We start from the raw sequence: 19,799 nt of genomic DNA on the forward strand, positions 1-19,799 counted from the left end.
CTATAGTGCCGCAAATATAGTGCCGCAAAAGGGCTGCTACGGAGCAGTCGGCGTCCCTGCGCGGGGCCCTGCGCGGGGCCCAGCCGGGGGCTCGGCGGGCGGCTGAGCGAGAACGGGCGGTTCCGCGGCCGGCTCAGCGAGAACGGGCGACTTCGGGTCATGCCGGACGGCGGCGCCGGCCGCGAACGCCCGCACCTTTTCGTCGTTCCAGATGTGGGCCGGCACCGCACCGCCGAGCAGGCGCCGCGCGAGGCCGGGGTCGTCGTCGAACGGGACATCGCTGCCGGCCATGACCATGTTGCCGTAGCGCCGGCCCTTCAGCATGGCCGGATCCGCGATGATCACGGTGTAGGCAAAGGCGTCGGCGATGGTCGCGGCGTCCTCGCGGGCATTCTTGAGGTCCGGGGCGTCGCCGGAGTTGACCACATATATCCCGCCGGGGGCCAGGACGCGCTTGGCGTGCTCGATGAATTCCCGGGTGGTCAGCGGCCGCGGGGTCAGCGAGCCGGCGAAGACGTCGCGGATGATCAGGTCCCGGGTCTGCGGGGTCAGGCTCTCGGTGACCTCGCGGGCCTCTCCCACGCGCAGGCGCAGCAACGGCGCCTTGGGCAGGTCGAACCAGCCCCGGACGTAGTCGGCCAGCTTGCCGTCCAGCTCCACCACCACCTGGCGGGCGTCCGGGTACGCGGCGTGGAAATAGCGCGCCAGTGAGCATGCTCCCCCGCCAAGGTGCAGGGCGCGCAGCTTGGGCCCAGGCTCCCGCGGCCAGCGCGACTCCACCAGGGCTGCCATCCAGCGCATGTACTCGAAGTCGAGGAACAACGGGTCCGCGAGGTCAATGTGCGAGCTCATGACGCCGTTGATGCGCAGGAGCCAGCCGGTGGAATTGTCCTGGTCCGGGATCAGCTCGCAGTCCCCGGTATCGATGTAGTACACCCCGGCCAAAGGACCGGCCGGGCGGGAACCCTTGGGCACTTCCACCACTCCCGGCCCGGCGGTTTGGGCGCCCCGCCCTTTGCCCCGCTTGGCCATCAGCTATCCCCCGCATTGTGCATGTTTCAACCCTAGTTCACCGGCGGCCCCGGGCGCGGCCCCGGAGGCGGCCAGCCCGCGGGACCAAAGCCCCTACACATTCCCGGGCCGCAGGGTTCTACTGGGGCTGCACATAGTGCCGGGCGAAGGGGTGCGTCCGACGAGCCGGGAGGAATAATGTCGGCACCCACAGGGCAGCAGGGCGGCACCGTGGCGGTCGGTTACGGCGGGTCCGGGGCCGCCCAACTCGCCGTTCGCTGGGCGGCCGAATACGCGGCCGCGGCCGGGCTGGAACTCCTGGTGATCCATGCCTGGGTGTGGCCGGTTTTCACCAAGAACCTGGGCCCTGTCAAGGGCGTGGCCGGCAGCGGGCTGCGGCATTCCGCGGAAGCCGTCCTCGCCGAGGGCATCGAGCTGGCACGCGGCGCCGCCCGCGAAGCGGCCGGCGGCGCACCGCTGGGGGCCGAGCGCGCCGTTACCGGGCAGGAGCCGGAACGTCCGGGCCCCGCCGTCGACGGCGTCATGGAGGCCGGGCTCCCGGCACCCGTGCTGCGCGACGCCTCCCGGGACGCACGGCTGCTGGTAGTGGGCAGCCGGGGCCTCGGCGCCGTCCTGGGCCAGGTGGCCGGCTCGGTCTGCATCGATCTGGCCGGCTCGGCACCCTGCCCGGTGATGATAATCCGGCGCCCGCGCCGGCGGGCCCACCCCGTCGTGGTGGGAGTCGATGCCTCGCCCCGCAGCCCCGCCACGGTGGCCGAGGCCATCCGGTTGGCCAAAGTCCTCGGCGCCCCGCTGCACCTCGTCCACGTCGATCCATTGCGCGGCGGGGCACGGGAAGAGCACGGCCGCCATGCCCTGCTCCACGGCCAGGAGCTGCTCGACCGCGCCATCGACGAGGCCCGCGGGATGGCGCCCGGGCTGGAGGTTACCGGCGCCCTGCGTGAGGGCCATGGGGCCCGGGAGCTCCTCGACGCCGCGGACGACGCCGACGTCCTGGTGCTCGGGACCCACAACCCTGCGGCCGGAGCCGGCAACACGGTCTCCGCCGTGCTGCACAAGGCGCGCTGCAACGTGCTGGTCACCCGCTAGCCGCCGCGAGCGCAACCGATTCGGACCTGCAGACGCTGCAAAGAAGGAGGCCGCGGTGCGAGCATGGCAAGTTGGACTTCCGGGGCCCATGTCCAGCGGCCCCCTCGTGGCCACCGACCGCCCGGATCCTGTGCCGGGACGCGGTGAAGTCCTGCTGAAAGTGCGGGTCTGCGGTGTGTGCCGCACGGACTTGCACCTGGCCGAGGGCGACCTCACGCCGCGGCACGCCGGGGTCATCCCCGGCCACGAGGTAGTGGGTGAGGTGATCGGGCAAGGACCGGGGGCCGCCAGGTTCGGCATCGGCGAACGGGTGGGCGTGGCCTGGCTGGGCGGCACCTGTGGCGCCTGCCGGTTCTGCCTGCGCGGCCAGGAAAACCTCTGTCTGTCCCCCACGTTTACCGGCTGGGACCGCGACGGCGGGTACGCCGAGCTCATCACCGTGGCGGAGAACTTCGCCTACCGGATCCCGGAGACGTTCAGCGATGAGGAGGCTGCGCCGCTCCTGTGTGCAGGCATCATCGGCTACCGGGCCCTGACCCGGGCCGAACTGCCGATCGGCGGACGGCTGGGCATCTATGGGTTCGGCGGCTCCGCGCATCTGGCGGCCCAAATCGCCCTCTACCGGGGTGCCCGCGTGTACGTCATGACCCGGTCCGCGCAGGCTCGCGCGCTGGCCCTGGACCTCGGCGCGACGTTCGCGGGCGGGGCCGAGGAACAACCGCCCGATCCCCTGGATGCCGCGATCCTCTTCGCCCCCGCGGGCGGGCTGGTGCCGGTTGCGCTCCGGGCCCTGGACCGCGGCGGGACGCTCGCCGTCGCGGGCATCCACCTGAGCGATATTCCGCCGCTGCACTACGCCGACGAGCTCTTCGAAGAGCGCCAGCTGCGCAGTGTCACAGCCAACACCAGGGCCGACGGCGAGGAGTTCTTCCGGATCGCCGCCGAGATCCCGCTCCGCCCGACCACTGTGGCCTACCCGTTCGAGGCCGCGGACCGGGCCCTGCGGGACCTGGCGGAGGACCGGATCACCGGAGCGGCCGTGCTGCACATGGACACGACATAGCCCGGAACCATCGCAAGCAAGTCACCACGACAACGCCGGGGACACGCTTCGGCGCGTCAGCCGGGCGTCCCGGCGTCCCGGCGGAACTCGTGCTCCTGGCCCGCCCGGAGCAGCACCTTCTCGACGCCCACCCGCACCAGCACCGGAGCCGCGTCCCCCGGGGCGGCGGACACCCGCAGCAGGTCCGGCCCGAGGTGCACGGACAGCAACTGGTCACGGTAGCGGACCTGGAACTCCACCCGGGACAGCTCGGCCGGCAGCCGCGGGGTGAAGTCCAAGGCGTCCCGGGTGATCCGTAGCCCGGCGAAGCTGCGCTGGACCACGTCGATCGAGCCTGCCATGGCGCCCAAATGGATGCCCGCGCGCGTGGTGCCGCCCTGGGTATCGTCCAGGTCCGTGTCCAAGGCTTCCCGGAATGTCGCCCACGCCCGCTCCGGATCGTGCTGCGCCAGCACCGAGGCATGGGTGACCCGGCTAAGGGTGGAGCCGTGCGCGGTCCGGGCCAGGTAAAAGTCCACGGTGGCCGCGATCTGCGCCGGCTCGACGTCGTAGCCCATCCGGCGCAGGAACCCCAGGAGCTGGTCCTCGCCAAGAACATACAGGAGCATCAGGACGTCCGCCTGTTTGGCCAGCCGATAGTGGTTGGTGCTGTCCCCTTCGGCTTCGAGAATCAGGTCCAGCCGTTCGATGTTGCGGTAGGCGCGGCGGTAGTGATTCCAGTCGAGTTCCCGCAGGGCGCCGTAACCGTCGAACTGGCTGATGATGCCGCCGTCGTGGAAGGGAACGAACATGCGCCGGCTCAGGTGCGCCCAGGCGTCGATTTCCGTGCCCGTGATCCCCAGCCGTGCCCGGAGTTCCTCCATGTCGAAACCCTGCACTGAATGCATGATCCAGACCGCCTGGTCAAACACCCAGGCCGCCATGATGTTGGTGTAGGCGTTATCGTCCAGGCCGCCGCCGGGGTTGCCCGGGTGGCCGGTGTGGTACTCATCCGGGCCCATGACGCCCTTGATGTGGAACCGGTCCTGGGCGGCGTCGTGCTCCGCCAGGGAGACGAACAGTCTGGCGACGTCCACCACAATCTCGGCGCCGTGCCGGGTCAGCCAGCCCCGGTCCTGGGTTGCTTCGAAGTACTGCCAGGCGTTGTAGGCGACCGCCAGTCCGACATGCCGCTGCAGGCGTGAGTAGTCCGGCATCCAGTGCCCGGAGAGCTTGTTGAACAGGAACTTGGGTGTCTGCTCGGTGCCGTCGCTGCCGCTCTGCCACGGAAAAAGCGCGCCGCGCAGCCCGGCCTTCCGGGCCGCGTCCCGCGCGGTTCCCAGCCGCCGCCAGCGGTAGTCAATCAGCTCGCGGGCCACCGCGGGCAGCCGGGAGTTCAGGACCGGCAAGACGAAGAGTTCATCCCAGAAGATGTGCCCCCGGTAGCCTTCCCCGTGGAGCCCCCGGGCCGGGACCCCGGCATCGAGCTCGGCTGTGTGGGTGGTGAGTGTCTGCAGCAGATGGAAAACGTGAAGGTTCAGTATCAGCTGGGCCTGGGACGTGGCATCGGATTCGATGATGAACGGTGCCAGCAGCAGGCGCCATGCCGCGTCGTGGTCCGCCAGCAGCGCGTCGAACTCCTGGGGTGCGCGCGACAGCACCGCGAGCGCCCCTGAGAGTGGCGAGGCGACGGCGTGGTCCCGGGAGGTGGCGACGGCCGCTGCCTTGGTGACCGTGACGGGGATACCGTCACTGACCTGCAGCTCGAAGCGGTGGCTGTACATCCCTCCTGCCACCTCGGGAATTGCGCCGGCCCCGACGGGCACCCCGCCGCCGGAAATCCGGGTCCGCAGTGCCAGGGCGATCCCGATCCTGCTCCCGGACGTCTGCACCTGAACCGTCAGCTCAGCAGCGTCCGAACCGTCCTCCGACGAAGATTCCGACGAGGACACCGCCACCCCTGTCAGGTGCCGGTTGGCCAGTTGGGCGTCCTCGGGCACGTTGGAGTTGGTGACTCCGGTGTCGCAACCGCTGCGGATGCTGATGGACCCGCTCCACCCGACGGCGGTCAGCGTGGTTTCCAGTGCGGCCAAGTGGGGCTCGGCCATGGACACGAGCCGGCGCTGGAGTACCTGAAGCTGCCGTCCGGCGTCGTCCGCCACGAGTGCTTCCCTGCTCAGCAGGGCCCGCTTGAGGTCCAGGGTGCGCCGCTCGCTGCGGAGCGTCAGGCCGCCGCCGGACCACCACGCACCGTCGCCCACCCGGACATCCAGCGGCAGCCAGTCCGGGATGTTAACCATGTGCTCATCCACGGTTTCTACGCCCTGGACGACGCTCGCGACGCTGTTGTAGACGCCCGCAAGGTAGCTGCCGGGATAGTGGGCGTCCCCCGCGCGGTGTTCCGGGGCGGCGCCGCGGGTGGCGAGGTAGCCGTTGCCGAGCGTGGTCAGCGCCTCCCGGTGCCCTTCGTGGGCGGGATCGAAACCCTCGTACACCAGCAGCCACGGGTGCGTAATGACCAGCCCGATGTCCAGTTCGCTGACGTCTTCAACCACGACGTCGGCGCCCGCGGCTTCCAGCGCAGCCCGCCGCCCGGCCCGGTCGAGGCCGACCACGAGCCCGAATCCCCCACGTCGCCCGGCTTCCACGCCGGCTGCGGCGTCCGCGATCACCATGGCCCGGGCGGGGGTGATCTCCAGCCGGCGCACGGCTTCGAGGACCAAAGCCGGCGCCGGCATTCCGGCGACATCGTGGTCCAGGGCCGTCTGGCCATCCACGATGTGGTCAAAGACCTCGCCAAGGCCCGCGGCGGCCACGATCGCGGCGGCGTTCCGGCTGGAGGTGGCGAGGACCACGGGGATCCGCCCGGCCCGGAGCCGCTCGAGCAGCGCCACGGTGCCGGGGAAAACGGGCACGGGCCGGCCCGCGAGCATGGCTTCGAAATTTCCGTTCTGGCGCTGCGCGAGTCCGAACGCCGTCCACTCGTCCGGGCCGTCCGCGGGCGAGCCGCGGGGAATGGGGACCCCGCGCGAGGCCAGGAATGCGGCCACGCCGTCCTCCCAGGTCCGGCCCTCGATCCAGCGTGCGAAGTCATCGTCCGTGAAGGGCGCGCGCCGCGCGTCCGAGGGAAGCCGGGGGTCCGTCATGACGTCGTCAAAGAGTTGTTTCCAGGCTGCCGCGCGGAGCTCGCCGGTATCGGTCACGACGCCGTCGAGGTCAAAGATCACGGCATCGACGGGAGCCAGCGCGGCGGCAACTGTGGGCGACTCCGTCATGGCCCTGTCCTATCAGCGATCGGTGCGCCGCGACAGTGGCGTTGGGCCCGCCCTTAGCCCAGGAGTGCGTCGAGGGTGGTGAAGCCATAGCCGGCCTGGCGGATGCGGCTGATCAGCTGGGGCAGGGCAGCGGCGTCCAGCGTGGTGCCGTCGTCGGGGTTGGAGCCGATGTGCATCAGGACAATTTCCCCCGGCTGCAGGCCCGCCAGGACGCGGTCCGCGACGAGCTGCGCCGTCGCTCCGCCGCTGGTGCCTTTCCAGCCCAGGGTGTCGACGCTCCAGCGCACCGGAAGGTAGCCGAGGTTGTTGACGGTGGCGATGGTCCTGGCGTCGCGGTCACCGAAGGGAAACCGGAAGAGCGGCCGCGGGTCAGCCCCGGCCGCCCGGATGGCCTGTTCGGCCGATCGGACCTGGTCCTTGATGCCGGCGTCGGGCAGCCCGGTGAAGGCCGGATGGGTCATGGAATGGTTGCCCACCCGGTGCCCGCCGGCGACGATCGCCGCCACGCCTCCGGGGTTCGCGGCGGCCCAGCTGCCGGTAAGGAAGAACGTGGCCCGCACGTCCGCGGCTGCGAGACTCTGCAGGATGCTCGGCAGTCCGGCAGCGTTGGCGCCGGCGTCGAAGGTCAGGGCCACTACGGTTCCGGCGCCCGGGATGCTCTCGACGTCGTGGCCGGCGAGCGCGGCGGGGAACCGCGCCGCGGGGGGCACGGGAGCGGGAGCCGTCGGTGCCCGGCTCGGCGGGGGGACGGGAACCGGCTCGGCCGGAACTGGCCCGCTGGTGTCCGGGGCCGGCGATGCCGAGGTCGGTTCAGGGGACGGGGAGGCAGGGGGCGCGGTCCCGGAGGCACTTGCGCTGACGGGTCCGGATACCGGGGCGGTGACGGGCGCAGATGGGGGCGGTGACGCCGTCGGCGCCCCCTGAAGCAGCACGACCGCGGTACCGGCGGCCAGAAGCAGCGCAACCACCACGGCCGCGATCACCAACAGCCGGCGGCGGCCCGCGGTCATGGACCCCATGTTTCACCTTGGCACCACGCACTACGGGAGGCTAGGGCTCAAAGGCCCCGCCCGTGCCGCAGCCTAGGAGGCCGCCGGAATCAGGCCGTCCGCACGGTACCGGTCGAACAACTGCAGGAATGCGTCTTCCGTGCGGCGGTACCCGGTGAAACCGGCAAGCCGGCTCTTGCTCATGTCCGTGACCACCTCGAGGTTCCGGCCCAGGTCGCCGTCCGTGTGCCACCAGGAGGCGACCTGCGCGAGGTCGGGTTCGGCCAGCCCATGGCGGGCGGCGATGCCCGACCACACGCCTTCCATGCCGCGCATTTGCTGCTCCAACGGCCGCGGTTCGTTGCTGTAACCCACCGGTTCGACCCCGAAGTAGTCGGCCAGCGCAGGCCACATGCGCCGCCAGCGGAAGACATCGCCGTTGACGATGTTGTAGGCCTGGTCGCCAACGTTGTCCGCTGTGGCCGCCCAGATCATGTGGTCCGCCAGCAGTCCGCTGTCGGTCATGTCCGTGAGGCTGTTCCACTGCGTCTCGGAGCCCGGGAAGATGAACGGTTGGCCCAGTTCCTTACAGATGGATGCCTGAACGGCGAGGGTGAGCCCCATGTTCATGGCGTTCCCGACCGCATGCCCGATCACCGTATGCGCCCGGTGCACGGACCAGCCAAACCCCTGCTTCGCGGCCGCAGCCCACAACTCGTCTTCCTGGGCGTAGTAGAAGTTCGGCGTCGGCAGCCTCGGCTCGCTCTCCCGAAAGGGGGTGTCCGGCATTTCCCCGGCCGCATACGCCTCAAACGGGCCCAGATAGTGCTTCAGCCCGGTCATGAGGGCCACGTGCTTCACAGGCTTGCCGTTGAGGCTGGCGAGGACGTTCCGCAGCATGCCCGCGTTTGTGTCGATGTTCTCTTGTTCGGTCTTCCGCCTGGACCAGGCGGTGTAGAACACATGGGTGGGCGAAACACCCGCCAGGGCCTCGCGCAGGTTCTCCACGGATGTCAGGTCCGCGCTCACATGGCGCACGTCACGGCGGCGAAGGGGATTGCGGGAGAGCCCCACCACGTCCCAGCCCTCCTCGGCGAGCCTGTCCACCAGGGCGGATCCGGCAATTCCGCTTGCCCCCACCACCAGGGCGGTCCGGGTGTCGACGGTCTCTGAACTGCTTCGCACGTCATTCCTCCTGGCATCGCTTGTGCTGCGCCGCGCCCATTGCATGTATCGGGTCCCTGCGCGCCGGCCCGCTTGATCGGGACGGATGCTCTTCCAGCCTCTCATGCCGGGGTCCGGGGACGGTCCGGGAGGCCGTCCCCGGCAAGCCGGGCGCGGCCGCGCAGTAGGATTCAGGGAGACGCCAAAACTGATACGAAGCTAAGGCGGAACATCCGTGAAATTCGTACTCCGGTATCCGCTCGTGGCCGGGACCCTCGTCGTCCTGCTGGCGGTGCTGGTCTTGCTGTTCTCCGGGCAGGAAGGCATAGCCCGGGCTGCTGCGAGCGTCTATGCCCTGGCTGTGGCGGCCTACCTCGCCGTCGGGATGGCGCGCCGGCTCGCAGGCGGCCAGTTCGGCATCGACATCCTGGCCGTCACCGCAATCGTCAGCACCGTGCTGGTGGGCGAGTACGTCGCCTCGATGATCGTCGTACTCATGCTTGCGGGCGGCACTGCCCTTGAGGACTACGCCGCCGGCAGGGCAAAGGGCGAACTCACCGCATTGCTCGAACGCGTCCCGCAGACGGCCCACCGGGAGCGCAACGGCTCCGCCGCCGCCGGAACCCACACAGCCGGAACCCCAACGGAGAGCCAACACGAGGACGTGGCGGCCGCCGACGTCGAGATCGGGGACGTCCTGTTGGTCCGGCCCGGCGAGGTGGTCCCGCTGGACGGCGTCCTGCTCTCCGAGTCCGGCTCTTTCGATGAGTCCTCGCTCACCGGGGAGAGCCTGCCGGTGGAGCGGTCCGCCGGGGACGGGCTCATGAGCGGGTCGCTGAACGGTGAGGCCGCGGTCCGGATGCGGGTCACGGCGCGCATGGAGGATTCGCAGTACAGCCGGATCGTCGCCCTCGTGCAGGAGGCGGCGGACAGCAAGGCGCCCATGGTCCGGCTCGCTGACCGCTATGCCGTGCCGTTCACGGCCCTCGCGTACGTGCTCGGCGCCGTGGGCTGGATCATCAGCGGCAGCCCGGAACGCTTCGCGGAGGTCCTCGTGGTGGCCACGCCGTGCCCCCTGCTGATCGCCGCGCCGGTGGCGTTCCTCGGCGGCATGAGCCGCGCCGCGCACTCCGGTGTCATCGTCAAGTACGCCGGGGTGCTGGAACAGCTGAGCCGGATCAAGACGGCCGCCTTCGACAAGACAGGAACCCTCACGTACGGCCGCCCGTCCCTGCTGCGTATCCGGACCGCCGGGCCCCTCGCAGAGGACGAGGTCCTGCAGTTGGCGGCGTCCGCGGAACAGTATTCCTCGCATGTCCTGGCCGCCTCGGTGATGGAGGCCGCCCGGAACCGGGCCCTGCCCTTCGCGGCCGCCACCGAAGCCACCGAATTCGCCACCCACGGGGTCCGCGCCAGGTTCGACGGCCAGGACGTGGTGGTGGGCAAGCCCGCGTTCGTCGCAGAGTGGGCGTCCGGCGTGGTGGAGGCGGGGCTGGCCAGCGGCGAGCTCGCCATCTACGTCGGTGCCGGCGGAAAATTCGTGGGCGCCCTGGTGATGAGCGATCCCATTCGCAAAGAGACCCGCCGCACCCTCGCCGACCTCAAGGCCCTGGGCGTACGCCGAACAGTCATGCTGACCGGTGACGCGCTCGCCACGGCCCGGCACATCGCGGACGAGGCAGGGCTCACCGACGTCCGCGCCGAGTGCCTGCCGCGGGACAAGGTCGAGGCCATCAGGTCGCTGCCGGACCGTCCGGTCATGATGGTCGGCGACGGCGTCAACGATGCCCCCGTCCTGGCGGTCGCCGACGTCGGAATCGCCATGGGCGCCCGCGGCTCGACGGCGGCCGGCGAGTCGGCCGACGTCGTGATCATCCTCGATGATCTCTCCAAGGTGGGGACCGCTGTCCGGATCGGGCAACGCACCGTGCAGGTGGCCTTGCAGAGCATCTGGATCGGCATCGGCCTGAGCGTGGCCCTCATGCTGGCCGCGGCCGCGGGCTACGTGCCGGCCATCGCCGGCGCCCTGTCCCAGGAACTGGTGGACCTCGCCACGATCCTCAATGCCCTGCGTTCACTCGGCCCCGGCCGCCACGGCGCCGCCAGCCCGGTGCGGTCCCGGGAAAGCGCGCGGCAGGCCCCGCTACCGGGATGACTATTTCCTGGCTGACTCTGTCTCCGCTGCCGCGACGGCTGACTCAGTCTCCGCTTCCGCGATCCGCGGCACGGTCTTGAGGTAGCTGTCCGGGTTCAGGGAGATCGAGTCGATCCCTTCGCGCACCAGGAACGCGGCGAACTCCGGGTGGTTGCTCGGTCCCTGCCCGCAAATGCCGATCTTGATCCCGGCGGCGTGGGCCTTGCGGATGGCCTCGCTGATCATCGCCATCACGGCCTCGTCCCGCTCATCGAAGAGCGCCGCGAGCTGGCCGGAGTCACGGTCCACGCCCAGGACCAGCTGGGTGAGGTCGTTGGAGCCGATCGAGAACCCGTCGAACCGCGTCGCGAACTTCTCGGCCAGGACCACGTTGGATGGGATTTCGCACATCATGTAGACCTGCAGCCCGTTGCTGCCGCGGACCAAACCGTGCTCGGCCATCACGGCCAGGACTTTGTCCGCCTCCTGCGGCGTGCGGCAAAACGGCACCATGACAATCACGTTGGTGAACCCGAGCTTCTCGCGGACCCGTTTGAGCGCGGCGCATTCGAGCGCGAACCCCTCACGGTAACGGGGGTCGTAGTAGCGCGAGGCGCCGCGGAACCCGAGCATGGGATTCTCTTCCGGTTCCTCGAAGGCGGCCCCGCCGAGCAGGTGGGCGTATTCGTTGGTCTTGAAGTCGCTGAGCCGGACAATCACGGGGCGCGGATAATACGGCGCGGCGATCTTGGCGATCCCCAGCGACAAGGCGTCCACGAAGTACTCGGCCGGGTCCGCATAGGCCTGCGCCAGCTCCCGGATCTGGTGCGCCTCGGCGGGATCCGTGACCCGTTCCGGGTGGACAAGCGCCATGGGATGGACGCGGATCAGGCTGCTGATGATGAATTCCATCCGGGCAAGCCCGACGCCGTCCGCCGGCAGCCGCCACCACTGGAAGGCCGCGGCCGGGCTGGCGATGTTGACCATGACGGCCGTGCGCGTCGCAGGCAGCGCACCGAGGTCCACATCTTCGGTTTCGAACGCCAGGGTGCCGTCGTAGACCCGGCCCAGATCACCTTCGGCGCAGGAGATCGTCACGGACCGGCCCTCGGCCAGGACTGCCGTGGCGTTGCCGGTTCCGACGACGGCGGGGACACCCAGCTCTCGGCTGACAATCGCCGCGTGGCTCGTGGGGCCGCCGTGGTCCGTGACGATCCCGGCTGCCCGTTTCATGATGGGCACCCAGTCCGGGTCGGTCATTTCGGTCACGAGGATGGCGCCGTCGCGGAACGCCGCGATGTCCGCCGCGGTCCGGATGACGCAGGCCGTGCCGTGCGCAATCGAGTCGCCGATGGCCGATCCGGTGGCGAGCACGGGCCCCTGTTCCCGCAGGTGGTGGATGGTGAACTGCGGCCCGGTCCGGCGTGACTGGACCGTCTCGGGCCGGGCCTGGACCATGAAGAGTTCCCCGGTCTCGCCGTCCCGGGCCCATTCCATGTCCATGGGCCGGCCGTAGTGGTTTTCGACCGTGACGGCCCAGCGGGCGAGGGCGAGGATCTCGGCGTCGCCCAGCACGAAGGCCCGGCGCTCGGCCTCCGAGGTGTCCACCATCCGGGTGCGGGCGCTACCGCCGCGGCTGTAGACCATCTTCCGGGCCTTGGAGCCGAGGGATTTCTCGATGATCGGGGTGATGCCCTCCGCGGCCGCGGACTCTGTCAGGAGCGGCTTGAAGACCAGGTACTTGTCCGGATTGATGGTGCCCTGGACGACGGTTTCGCCGAGGCCCCAGGCCGCGCTGATGACGGCGGCGCGGGGAAAGCCCGAGTCGGTATCGATGGAGAACATCACCCCGGACGCCCCGACGTCGGAGCGCACCATCCGCTGGACGCCGATCGAGAGGGCGACGTCCATGTGGTCGAAGCCCTTGACCTCGCGGTAGCTGATGGCCCGGTCCGTGAAGAGTGAGGCGTAACAGCGGCGGCAGGCGTCCAGCAGTTCCCGCTCACCCGCAATGTTCAGGAAGGTCTCCTGCTGCCCGGCGAAGCTCGCGTCCGGGAGATCCTCCGCCGTCGCGCTGCTGCGCACCGCCACGGCGAGCCCGTCCAGGCCGGCCCGGTCCCCCAGCGTCCGGTAGTGGGCGCGGATGGCTTCGGCGATGTCGCCGGGGAACTCGCTGGCCAGGAACAGGTCCCGGATGGCCTCGCCGGTGGCGCGCAGCGTGGCGTCCCCGGCCCGGTAGGCGGCAATACGCGATCGCATGGCGGCGTCGATCCCGTTAGCCACGACGAACGAGCGGTACGCGGCGGCTGTGGTGGCGAACCCGTCAGGAACCCGTATCCCCTCGCTCTGGAGGGTCCGGATGAGCTCGCCGAGCGAGGCGTTCTTCCCGCCGACCCGCGGGACGTCGGCCATGCCGATCTCGTCAAACCACATCACGGGCGATTCAGCCATGTCAGTACTCCTGCGGATTGTCGGTGGACCCATACTGCGCGGGACCGGTGTCCCGGGGTCAGGGGCTTTGGACCCGCGCGCCGCCGCCGGCTACTGTGCCGCCTGGGGGAAAGCCTCCTGTTCCCGCGCCGGGCCGGGCGCCGCCGGCGGAACCAGCCCGGCGGCGGCGGACGATCTTGTACAACCAGTCGGCGAGCAGGACGGCAGGGACGGCGGCCAGCGCCACCGCCAGGCCTCCCGGCGTCGGCGGAGCGTGGCCCAGCAGCGCCGCCAACGGCCCGAGGAACAGGAACACGCACAGCAGCCCCAGCTCGGCCAGCACGGCCCACAGCAGCAGCCTGTTGGTGAACCAGCCCAGCCGCCAGGGCGGGACGGTGGCGCTGCGGCAGGCGAAGGCGTTCGCCAGCTGGGCCAGGACAACCGTGGTGAAGGCCGCGCCCGACGCCGCCAGGAGCACGTCGCTAGCCGGCAGCTCGGCGCCGGGCCGCCACCCCGCACCGAGCAGAACCACCGTATACGCCGTCATCTCCATCAGCGCCTCGACCGGTCCCAGCAGCCCAAACACCCGAAACATGAGGGCGCGGTCCATCAGGTGCCGGCGCTCGGGCGGCCGCTTCAGCGTCCCCTTGCTTGGCGCCTCGCTGCCCAGGGCCAGGGCGGGCAGCAGGTCGGTGCCGATGTCCAGGGCGAGGATCTGCAGCACGCCCAGCGCCAGTGGAAAGTGGCCGCCGGACAAGGCCCAGATGACGAAGGGCGTGAGCTCGGCGACGTTGTCCGTCAGGTGGTACGTCAGGAAGCGCCGGATGTTCGCGTAGGTGGCACGGCCCTGCTCCACCGCGGCCATGATCGTGGCGAAGTCGTCGTCCAGCAGCACGAGGTCGGCGGCCTCACGGGCGACGTCGGTGCCGCTGCGTCCCATCGCGACCCCGATGTCGGCCTGCTGCAGCGCCGGGCCGTCGTTGACGCCGTCGCCGGTCATGGCCAGGACATGCCCGCGGCCCTGCAGGAGCCGGGCCACGCGGAGCTTCTGTTCCGGCGTCACCCGGCTGACCACCACTCCGTCGCAGTCCAGCAGTGCGGCCAGGCCGGCGTCATCGCCGGGCAGGTCCCCTCCCTGCAGCACGGTTTCCGTGGGGCCGAGCAGCCCCGTCTCCCGGGCGATGGCGGCGGCGGTGAAGGCGTGGTCGCCTGTCACCATCGCCACTTTGATTCCTGCGTCGCGGGCCGCTTGGAGTGCCACTTTCACCTCGGTCCGGGGAGGATCGTGCAGGCCCATCAGGCCCATCAGCGTCAGCCCGGCCTCGACGTCCTCCAGCTTGAACGCGGCGCCGGGCGGCCCGGGCAGGCTGCGCTGGGCGACGGCGAGTACCCGCAGGCCACGGGCGGCCATCTCGTCAACCATGTCCATTGCGCGGTTCGGGCCGGGATCAGAAGCCCCGCCTCCGGCGGCCAGACACAGCGGAATCACGGACTCCGGGGCCCCCTTCACGAAGAGGGCGGTGCCGACGATTGCCGACTCCCGCAGCCGGCGGGAGTCGAACGCGAACCGGTGCGACGGCGTCGGCCATTCCGGCTGCTCACCCGGAAGGGCGAGGCGGACGGCGAGCGCGTCGATGGCCGCCTCCATCGGGTCCCCCTCGGCTATCCAGCGGTCTTCGTGGAGGACGGCGCGCCCCACCGAGGCGGCGCGGGCAGCGACACTGAGCCGCCGGGCTTCTTGAAGGCCGCCGCCCGTCATCTCGGCTTCGGGGCCGTAGCCCTGGCCATTGATGGTCAGCAGCCCGGCCGGGGTCCAGACCTCGACGACGTTCATCCGGTTCTGCGTCAGGGTTCCGGTCTTGTCGGTGCAGATGAAGGTCGTGGAGCCGAGGGTCTCCACGGCTTGGAGGTTGCGCACGAGGGCGTTGCGCCTGGACATGCGCTGCGCGCCGACGGCCAGGGAGAGCGTGACGGTCGGCAGCAGGCCCTCGGGGACCAGCGCGACGGCCACCCCGATGGCGAACAGGAAGGCGTCGCGCCAGGAAATGCCAATCACGAGCGAGAGGACGAAGAACAGGGCGCCGATGCCCAGGGCCATGGTGGCGGTGATGCGGACGATTCTTTGCAGTTCCAGCGACAGCGGGCTGGTGGGGGCTTCGACTTTACCTGTCAGGGATGCGATCTCCGCGAGCCGGGTCTGGCCGCCCGTCACCGAGACCACGCCTTCGGCGTGCCCGTTGACCAGGAAGGTCCCGCCGAAGGCGGTGTCGCCGGGGGTTTTGGCGACTGCCTCGCTTTCGCCCGTGAGCATGGACTCGTCCACCTCGCAGCCGGTGGCCAGGGCCAGCCGGAGGTCCGCCGGAACGCGGTCGCCGGCCACCAGCACCACGACGTCGTCCGGCACCAGTTCGGTGGAGTGGACCTTGATGACGCGGCCGTCCCGGCGGACTGACACCATGGCCGGGAGCAGTTCGCGGAGCTTGGCGGCGGCATGCTGGGCCCGCTCCTGCTGGATGTAGGCGAACACCCCGTTGACCAGGATCACCGCCACGATGGCGATGCCCAGTTCCGGCATGCCGGCAATGATCGCGAAGATGGCCGCCACCCAGAGCATGATCGCGAAGAAATGGGTCAGCTCAGCCAAGAGCCTTCGCCAGCCGGGGACCGGACGGGGCTCGGGCAGTTTGTTGGCACCGAATTGCTTCAACCGCCGGGCAGCTTCGTCGGCGCTGAGTCCGGCGACGGCTGACAGCGAGTCCTGCCCCGGCCCGGGATTCACCCCCGCGCTCCGCCCCTCACGGGCACTGCAGACCGCCGGCCGCCGCCGTCGAAATCGCCGGACAGCTGCGGGATCGCCGGAACTTTCCGGCGGTGTGGCGCGGATCCGGCGAACTCGGGGGTAGGGGGCGGCGTCACGTGCGTTAGTCTTCGGCGGCGCTGATCCCGAACTCGCTCTTGAGCCGCACGCGGGCGCCGCGCTCAACCAGTGTGGGTATGTAGGTCCGGATCCGGCCTGCGTTCAGGGCATCGAATTCCTCGCCGACGATCCCGGCGATGTGCCTCCGCGGTACGTGCGGAAACCTGGCAGCCAGACGCTCGACAACCTGATCAATGCTGGGTTCTTTCGCATCGTCCGTCACTTCTTCAGTGTGGAGCGGCCTGGTCCCGGCGTCAATGAATCTTCAACTGGCAGGCGGCAGCAGGTGGCCCAGGCTCCGCAGGTAGGTGCCAAAGCCGTGGGGCGCCCGGGCATGGGTCCGGCCGGAGGTCATGACCCTGATGCTGTCCGTCGCGGTGACCGTAAAGGCGCGGCTGCGGAGGCTGTGCACCAGGGTCCGGTCTTCTTCGGACGTGACCCGGGCGAACCCTCCGGCGGCAAGATAGGCGGAAGCCCGGACCCCGAAATTCGCGCCATAGATATGGGGGTGGTCCTCGCGGAAGGGGTGGCGTTCGTGCCAGCGCCGGAGCAGCTCAGGGTCCATCCCGGCGGGGTCGGGTTCCACGGAACCCAGCACGGCGTCGGCCCCGGCCTCGGCGAACTCCAGCTGGCGCACCAGCCAGTTCTCCGGCACCCGGGAATCGGCGTCGGTGTTGGCCAGCCAGGTCCGGCCGGCCCAGGGCGGCGGCGTCCAGCGCTGGCCGGGCGGCCGCCGCCGGGTCACGCCGATGCCGGAGGCCCGGACGCCAGCGGCCCGGCTGGCGCCGGCGCTGCGGTAGCTGACCTCCAATGCGCTGAAACGCGGGTCCGAGGCTGCGAAGCCGGCCATGACGGCGGCGGAACCGTCCGTGCAGCTGTCCAGCACCACCGTCACCCGGGTCTCGACGTCGGACCGGACCCTGCGCAGTGCGTCCGCGGACCGCTGAACGGCCTCCAACGCCAGTTCCAGGTGGTCTTCTTCGTTGTTTGCGGGCATGACGACGGCGACCCGGTCGATGCGGTGCCCGCGCGGCAACGGCAGCGCCGTCATCGGGGTCACCGCATCCGTTCCGGGCCGCCCAGGCCCGGCGCGGCACCCGGTACAGCGTCCGGGGCAAGGAACACCTCGAGCACAAAGTCGCGCTCCTGGTAGGTCCCGCCGCCGGCCCAGCCCAGGTGCCGCCGGGCCGCGGCATGGACCGCGTCGCCGTCGAGTTCCCAGCCGGAAATGGGGTGCCGCCAGTGGCACAGCGCGAGGGTCCCGCCAGGCATGAGCGAGCCTTGAACCCGGTCGAACAGTCCGGCGAGCTCTGCCGGCGAGAGGTAGTAGCCCACCTCTGAAACCACGATCAGGTCGAACGATCCGTCCGGCCACTCGTTCGGGACGGTCAGGTGGCGCGTCGTCGCCGCGGGCAGGTGCGCGAGCCGCCTGGCGGCACGGTCCAGGGCGGTGCCGCTGGCATCGACGGCGAGGAAGCTTCCGCACCGCGGCGCGAGTTCCACGCTCAGGGTCCCGATGGAGCAGCCGATCTCCAACCCGGACGTGTAGCTGCTGCCGGGCAGCGCGGCGAGCGTGAGGGTGCGTTTGCGCTGCTCGTACCAGCTCGAGGTGTACTGCCAGGGGTCCTCCTCCCGGGCGTGGACGGCATCGAACACGCGCTCCGCGTCGCCCGCGGCGAAGGGCCGCCGGGACCCGCCATCCGCCCCGCCATCGCCCGGGCCATCCGCCGGGCCGTCGGCCGGGCCGTCGGCCGGGGCGGCCGCGGGGTGCCAGGCAAACGTCTCCCAGGTCCGCTCAAAGTGTGTCAGGAAGGCCGGAGGCAGGAGCACCTCGTCGCCCGGCAGCCCGGAGAGCGGGCGCACCTGGGACACATGTGCCGCCATCGCGGCGGCCTTGGCCTCAAGCTCTGCCGGGCGCAGCGGCAGCCGGAACCAGCCGCGCCATGCCCCGCCGTCCGGGTCGCCGGGTCCGGTCAGGCCGGCCGCCCCGGCCGGGCCGCCGCCGGCGTCCGGCGCGCCTGGTGCCGCCCATAACCAGTACCAGATGGGGTATTCGAGGAGGGCGTGGCCCGCCGCGGCGCTGAGCCCGGCGGCAACGGATCCGAGGACGTCGTGGTCGGTGTGTCCATCGGAGCGGTAGGGCGCCACGAGAACCACCTCGTCGGCGGCGCGACCGCACACGGCCGCTGCCTCCCGGACCGCGTCCCGGACGGCGGCCCGGATCTCTTCCCGGTGCCCGGCGAGGTGACCGTCGGGCAGGCCCAGGCACTGCCACGCCACGTTCCCGGCCCCGTTCCCGGCTCCGGAAAGGCGTTTCAGGGCGTCGCCGAACTCCTGCAGCCGGACCGCGGCGAGCTGTTCCGGCGTCGTCGTTGGCGAGCCGGGGTGGGATCCTTCCCCCGCCGTGCACAGCAGCACGCGGACCGTGGCGCCGACGGCGTGCAGCCGGGCCAGCAGCCCGCCAGCCCCGAGCGATTCGTCGTCCGGGTGCGCGGCCAGGACAATGAAGGCCCGGCCGGCGAGCGCCGCGTCATCCAGCGGCAGGTCCGGCAGCCTGGCGGCGGGGCTGCCGGCCCAGGCGGCCTCGGACGTCCCGGCGTCGTTGTGTGTGAAAGTCACCATGGGTTGCTTTCGGCCAGTGCCAGGGCGCCCAACTGCGCGTCGTCGCGCATCGCGTGGTGCTGGCGGATGTACAGGGCGAGATCGGCCATCCGTTTTCCGTAGCGCTCGTCAAAGGCGAGGGGGGCCGGACCGAGATTTTGGCTCACGAGCGTCTGGACGCGTTCGACGGCGGCGGCCACGCTGCCGCGCACACGCAGGGCTTCCTGCCACGCACCGCGGTCCGAGAGTTCGCCGGCGTCGATCCTTGCGGCCGTGCCGGCCAGGTAGGCGGTGAGGGCGGCCAGCGTGCGGTCAATCTCGCCGAGGTGGGCCAGCGCAATCTGGTCCGGTTCCCGTCCGCCGTCAGCGGCGTGCCGCAGGGAGTCGGCGAAGCTGCGTGCCACGGCGACGGCGCCGCCGAGCCAGCAGGCGGCCACGCCCATGCCGCCCCACGCGAAACCCGGGCGCTGGTAATACCAGCCGGCGCCGCCGAGGGGCACGGCGGGAACGGCCTCGAAGTGGACTGTGCCGCTGGGAATCTCGCGCAGTCCCCGGCTGGTCCACTCCGGATTCGCGAAGCCCACGCCGTTCGCGTGGAGGTCGACGGCGAAGGCGGCCCGGCCTCCGGCCTCCAGATGGGCCGTCAGTACGGCATGGTCCAGTTGGGCGGCGAGCGAGCACCAGGGCTTGGATCCCTGCAGGATCCAGCCGTCTGCGGATTCCTTGGCTTCAAGCCGCAGGCCGGGCGCCTCGGCGGCGAACACACCCCAGGCCCCCTCGAAGTTGGCATCGTCGGGGTCCGGGCAGTCCCGGCCGTGCCGTGCCGCCTCGTCGCCGGCCTGGGCCAGGATCGCCACGGCATCCAGGTGTGGTTCCAGCACCCGTCCGGCGGCGACATCGACGGCGGTTACGGAGGCCAGAATCTCCCACAGGAACGCGGTCCGGCCGTCCCCGGGTTTGGGCGCCGCCGCCGCGGCCGCCTTGGCCAGCTCCAGCAGCCCCGGCACATCGCGGACGGCGTCCTGCGCCTCGGACAGCAGGGGGCTGATCGTCTCCAGGTCTGCGGCCGCGGAGCTGATCCGGACGGGTAGGGGGTGGTCGGAGATGGGGATCCCGTTCATTTCGG

The 19,799-nt window shown here is 70.8% G+C and carries 13 protein-coding genes; 3 read left to right on the plus strand and 10 right to left on the minus strand.

Annotated features, from left to right (window positions below; translation table 11 throughout):
* Positions 1-36 precede the first annotated feature (36 nt).
* Positions 37-1,032 carry a spermidine synthase gene (locus AC1DNG_RS04315; RefSeq protein WP_476886713.1) on the minus strand — a complete coding sequence of 332 codons (996 nt, stop codon included), beginning with the start codon at positions 1,030-1,032 and terminating at the stop codon, positions 37-39.
* Positions 1,033-1,209: 177 nt separating this feature from the next.
* Here AC1DNG_RS04315 and AC1DNG_RS04320 point away from each other — a divergent pair, with 177 nt between their 5' ends.
* Both AC1DNG_RS04320 and AC1DNG_RS04325 read left to right on the plus strand, forming a co-directional pair.
* Complete coding sequence (locus tag AC1DNG_RS04320; protein ID WP_476886714.1) at positions 1,210-2,121, plus strand: universal stress protein; 912 nt, start codon at positions 1,210-1,212, stop codon at positions 2,119-2,121.
* Between the two features lie 55 nt (positions 2,122-2,176).
* Positions 2,177-3,184, plus strand: a complete 1,008-nt coding sequence (locus tag AC1DNG_RS04325; RefSeq protein WP_476849842.1) for a zinc-dependent alcohol dehydrogenase family protein — start codon at positions 2,177-2,179, stop codon at positions 3,182-3,184.
* 56 nt (positions 3,185-3,240) lie between these two features.
* Here AC1DNG_RS04325 and AC1DNG_RS04330 read toward each other — a convergent pair whose 3' ends face one another.
* The 3 genes from AC1DNG_RS04330 to AC1DNG_RS04340 form a co-directional block, all read right to left on the minus strand.
* Positions 3,241-6,438, minus strand: a complete 3,198-nt coding sequence (locus AC1DNG_RS04330) for an HAD family hydrolase (protein ID WP_476886715.1) — start codon at positions 6,436-6,438, stop codon at positions 3,241-3,243.
* Between the two features lie 53 nt (positions 6,439-6,491).
* The gene (locus AC1DNG_RS04335; RefSeq protein WP_476886716.1) at positions 6,492-7,457 is read right to left on the minus strand and encodes a polysaccharide deacetylase family protein; all 966 of its coding nucleotides are present in this window, start codon (positions 7,455-7,457) and stop codon (positions 6,492-6,494) included.
* Positions 7,458-7,520: 63 nt separating this feature from the next.
* Entirely contained in the window at positions 7,521-8,612 is a 1,092-nt protein-coding gene (locus tag AC1DNG_RS04340; RefSeq protein WP_476886717.1) for an SDR family oxidoreductase, read from the minus strand.
* Positions 8,613-8,826: 214 nt separating this feature from the next.
* Here AC1DNG_RS04340 and AC1DNG_RS04345 point away from each other — a divergent pair, with 214 nt between their 5' ends.
* Positions 8,827-10,746, plus strand: coding sequence for a heavy metal translocating P-type ATPase (locus AC1DNG_RS04345; RefSeq protein WP_476873278.1), 1,920 nt, complete (start codon positions 8,827-8,829; stop codon positions 10,744-10,746).
* On the opposite strand, the gene ppsA is transcribed toward AC1DNG_RS04345, so the two are convergent.
* The 6 genes from ppsA to AC1DNG_RS04375 all read right to left on the minus strand — a co-directional run bounded on the left by ppsA (position 10,747) and on the right by AC1DNG_RS04375 (position 19,794).
* Positions 10,747-13,176 carry a phosphoenolpyruvate synthase gene (ppsA, locus tag AC1DNG_RS04350; protein ID WP_476886718.1) on the minus strand — a complete coding sequence of 810 codons (2,430 nt, stop codon included), beginning with the start codon at positions 13,174-13,176 and terminating at the stop codon, positions 10,747-10,749.
* Between the two features lie 58 nt (positions 13,177-13,234).
* Positions 13,235-15,934 (minus strand): cation-translocating P-type ATPase, encoded by a 2,700-nt coding sequence (locus AC1DNG_RS04355; protein WP_476886719.1) that lies wholly within the window; start codon positions 15,932-15,934, stop codon positions 13,235-13,237.
* Between the two features lie 142 nt (positions 15,935-16,076).
* On the minus strand, positions 16,077-16,295 hold the full coding sequence (locus tag AC1DNG_RS04360; RefSeq protein ID WP_079552243.1) for a three-helix bundle dimerization domain-containing protein: 219 nt from the start codon (positions 16,293-16,295) through the stop codon (positions 16,077-16,079).
* A gap of 42 nt (positions 16,296-16,337) precedes the next feature.
* Positions 16,338-17,123 (minus strand): glycosyltransferase family 2 protein, encoded by a 786-nt coding sequence (locus AC1DNG_RS04365; protein ID WP_476870337.1) that lies wholly within the window; start codon positions 17,121-17,123, stop codon positions 16,338-16,340.
* Positions 17,124-17,128: 5 nt separating this feature from the next.
* Positions 17,129-18,694 (minus strand): PIG-L family deacetylase, encoded by a 1,566-nt coding sequence (locus AC1DNG_RS04370; protein WP_476886720.1) that lies wholly within the window; start codon positions 18,692-18,694, stop codon positions 17,129-17,131.
* On the minus strand, positions 18,688-19,794 hold the full coding sequence (locus AC1DNG_RS04375) for an acyl-CoA dehydrogenase family protein (protein ID WP_476886721.1): 1,107 nt from the start codon (positions 19,792-19,794) through the stop codon (positions 18,688-18,690). Before AC1DNG_RS04375 ends, AC1DNG_RS04370 begins: the two co-directional genes overlap by 7 nt.
* Positions 19,795-19,799 lie beyond the last annotated feature (5 nt).

The sequence above is a fragment of the Arthrobacter sp. 01T425 genome (genome assembly GCF_056398725.1).

Bases quoted from the DNA above. Each gene is read 5' to 3' on its own strand.
- AC1DNG_RS04315 (WP_476886713.1), bottom strand. From the start codon at position 1,032: ATGGCCAAGCGGGGCAAAGGGCGGGGCGCCCAAACCGCCGGGCCGGGA.
- AC1DNG_RS04320 (WP_476886714.1), top strand. From the start codon at position 1,210: ATGTCGGCACCCACAGGGCAGCAGGGCGGCACCGTGGCGGTCGGTTAC.
- AC1DNG_RS04330 (WP_476886715.1), bottom strand. From the start codon at position 6,438: ATGACGGAGTCGCCCACAGTTGCCGCCGCGCTGGCTCCCGTCGATGCC.
- AC1DNG_RS04335 (WP_476886716.1), bottom strand. From the start codon at position 7,457: ATGGGGTCCATGACCGCGGGCCGCCGCCGGCTGTTGGTGATCGCGGCC.
- ppsA (WP_476886718.1), bottom strand. From the start codon at position 13,176: ATGGCTGAATCGCCCGTGATGTGGTTTGACGAGATCGGCATGGCCGAC.
- AC1DNG_RS04365 (WP_476870337.1), bottom strand. From the start codon at position 17,123: ATGACGGCGCTGCCGTTGCCGCGCGGGCACCGCATCGACCGGGTCGCC.
- AC1DNG_RS04370 (WP_476886720.1), bottom strand. From the start codon at position 18,694: ATGGTGACTTTCACACACAACGACGCCGGGACGTCCGAGGCCGCCTGG.
- AC1DNG_RS04375 (WP_476886721.1), bottom strand. From the start codon at position 19,794: ATGAACGGGATCCCCATCTCCGACCACCCCCTACCCGTCCGGATCAGC.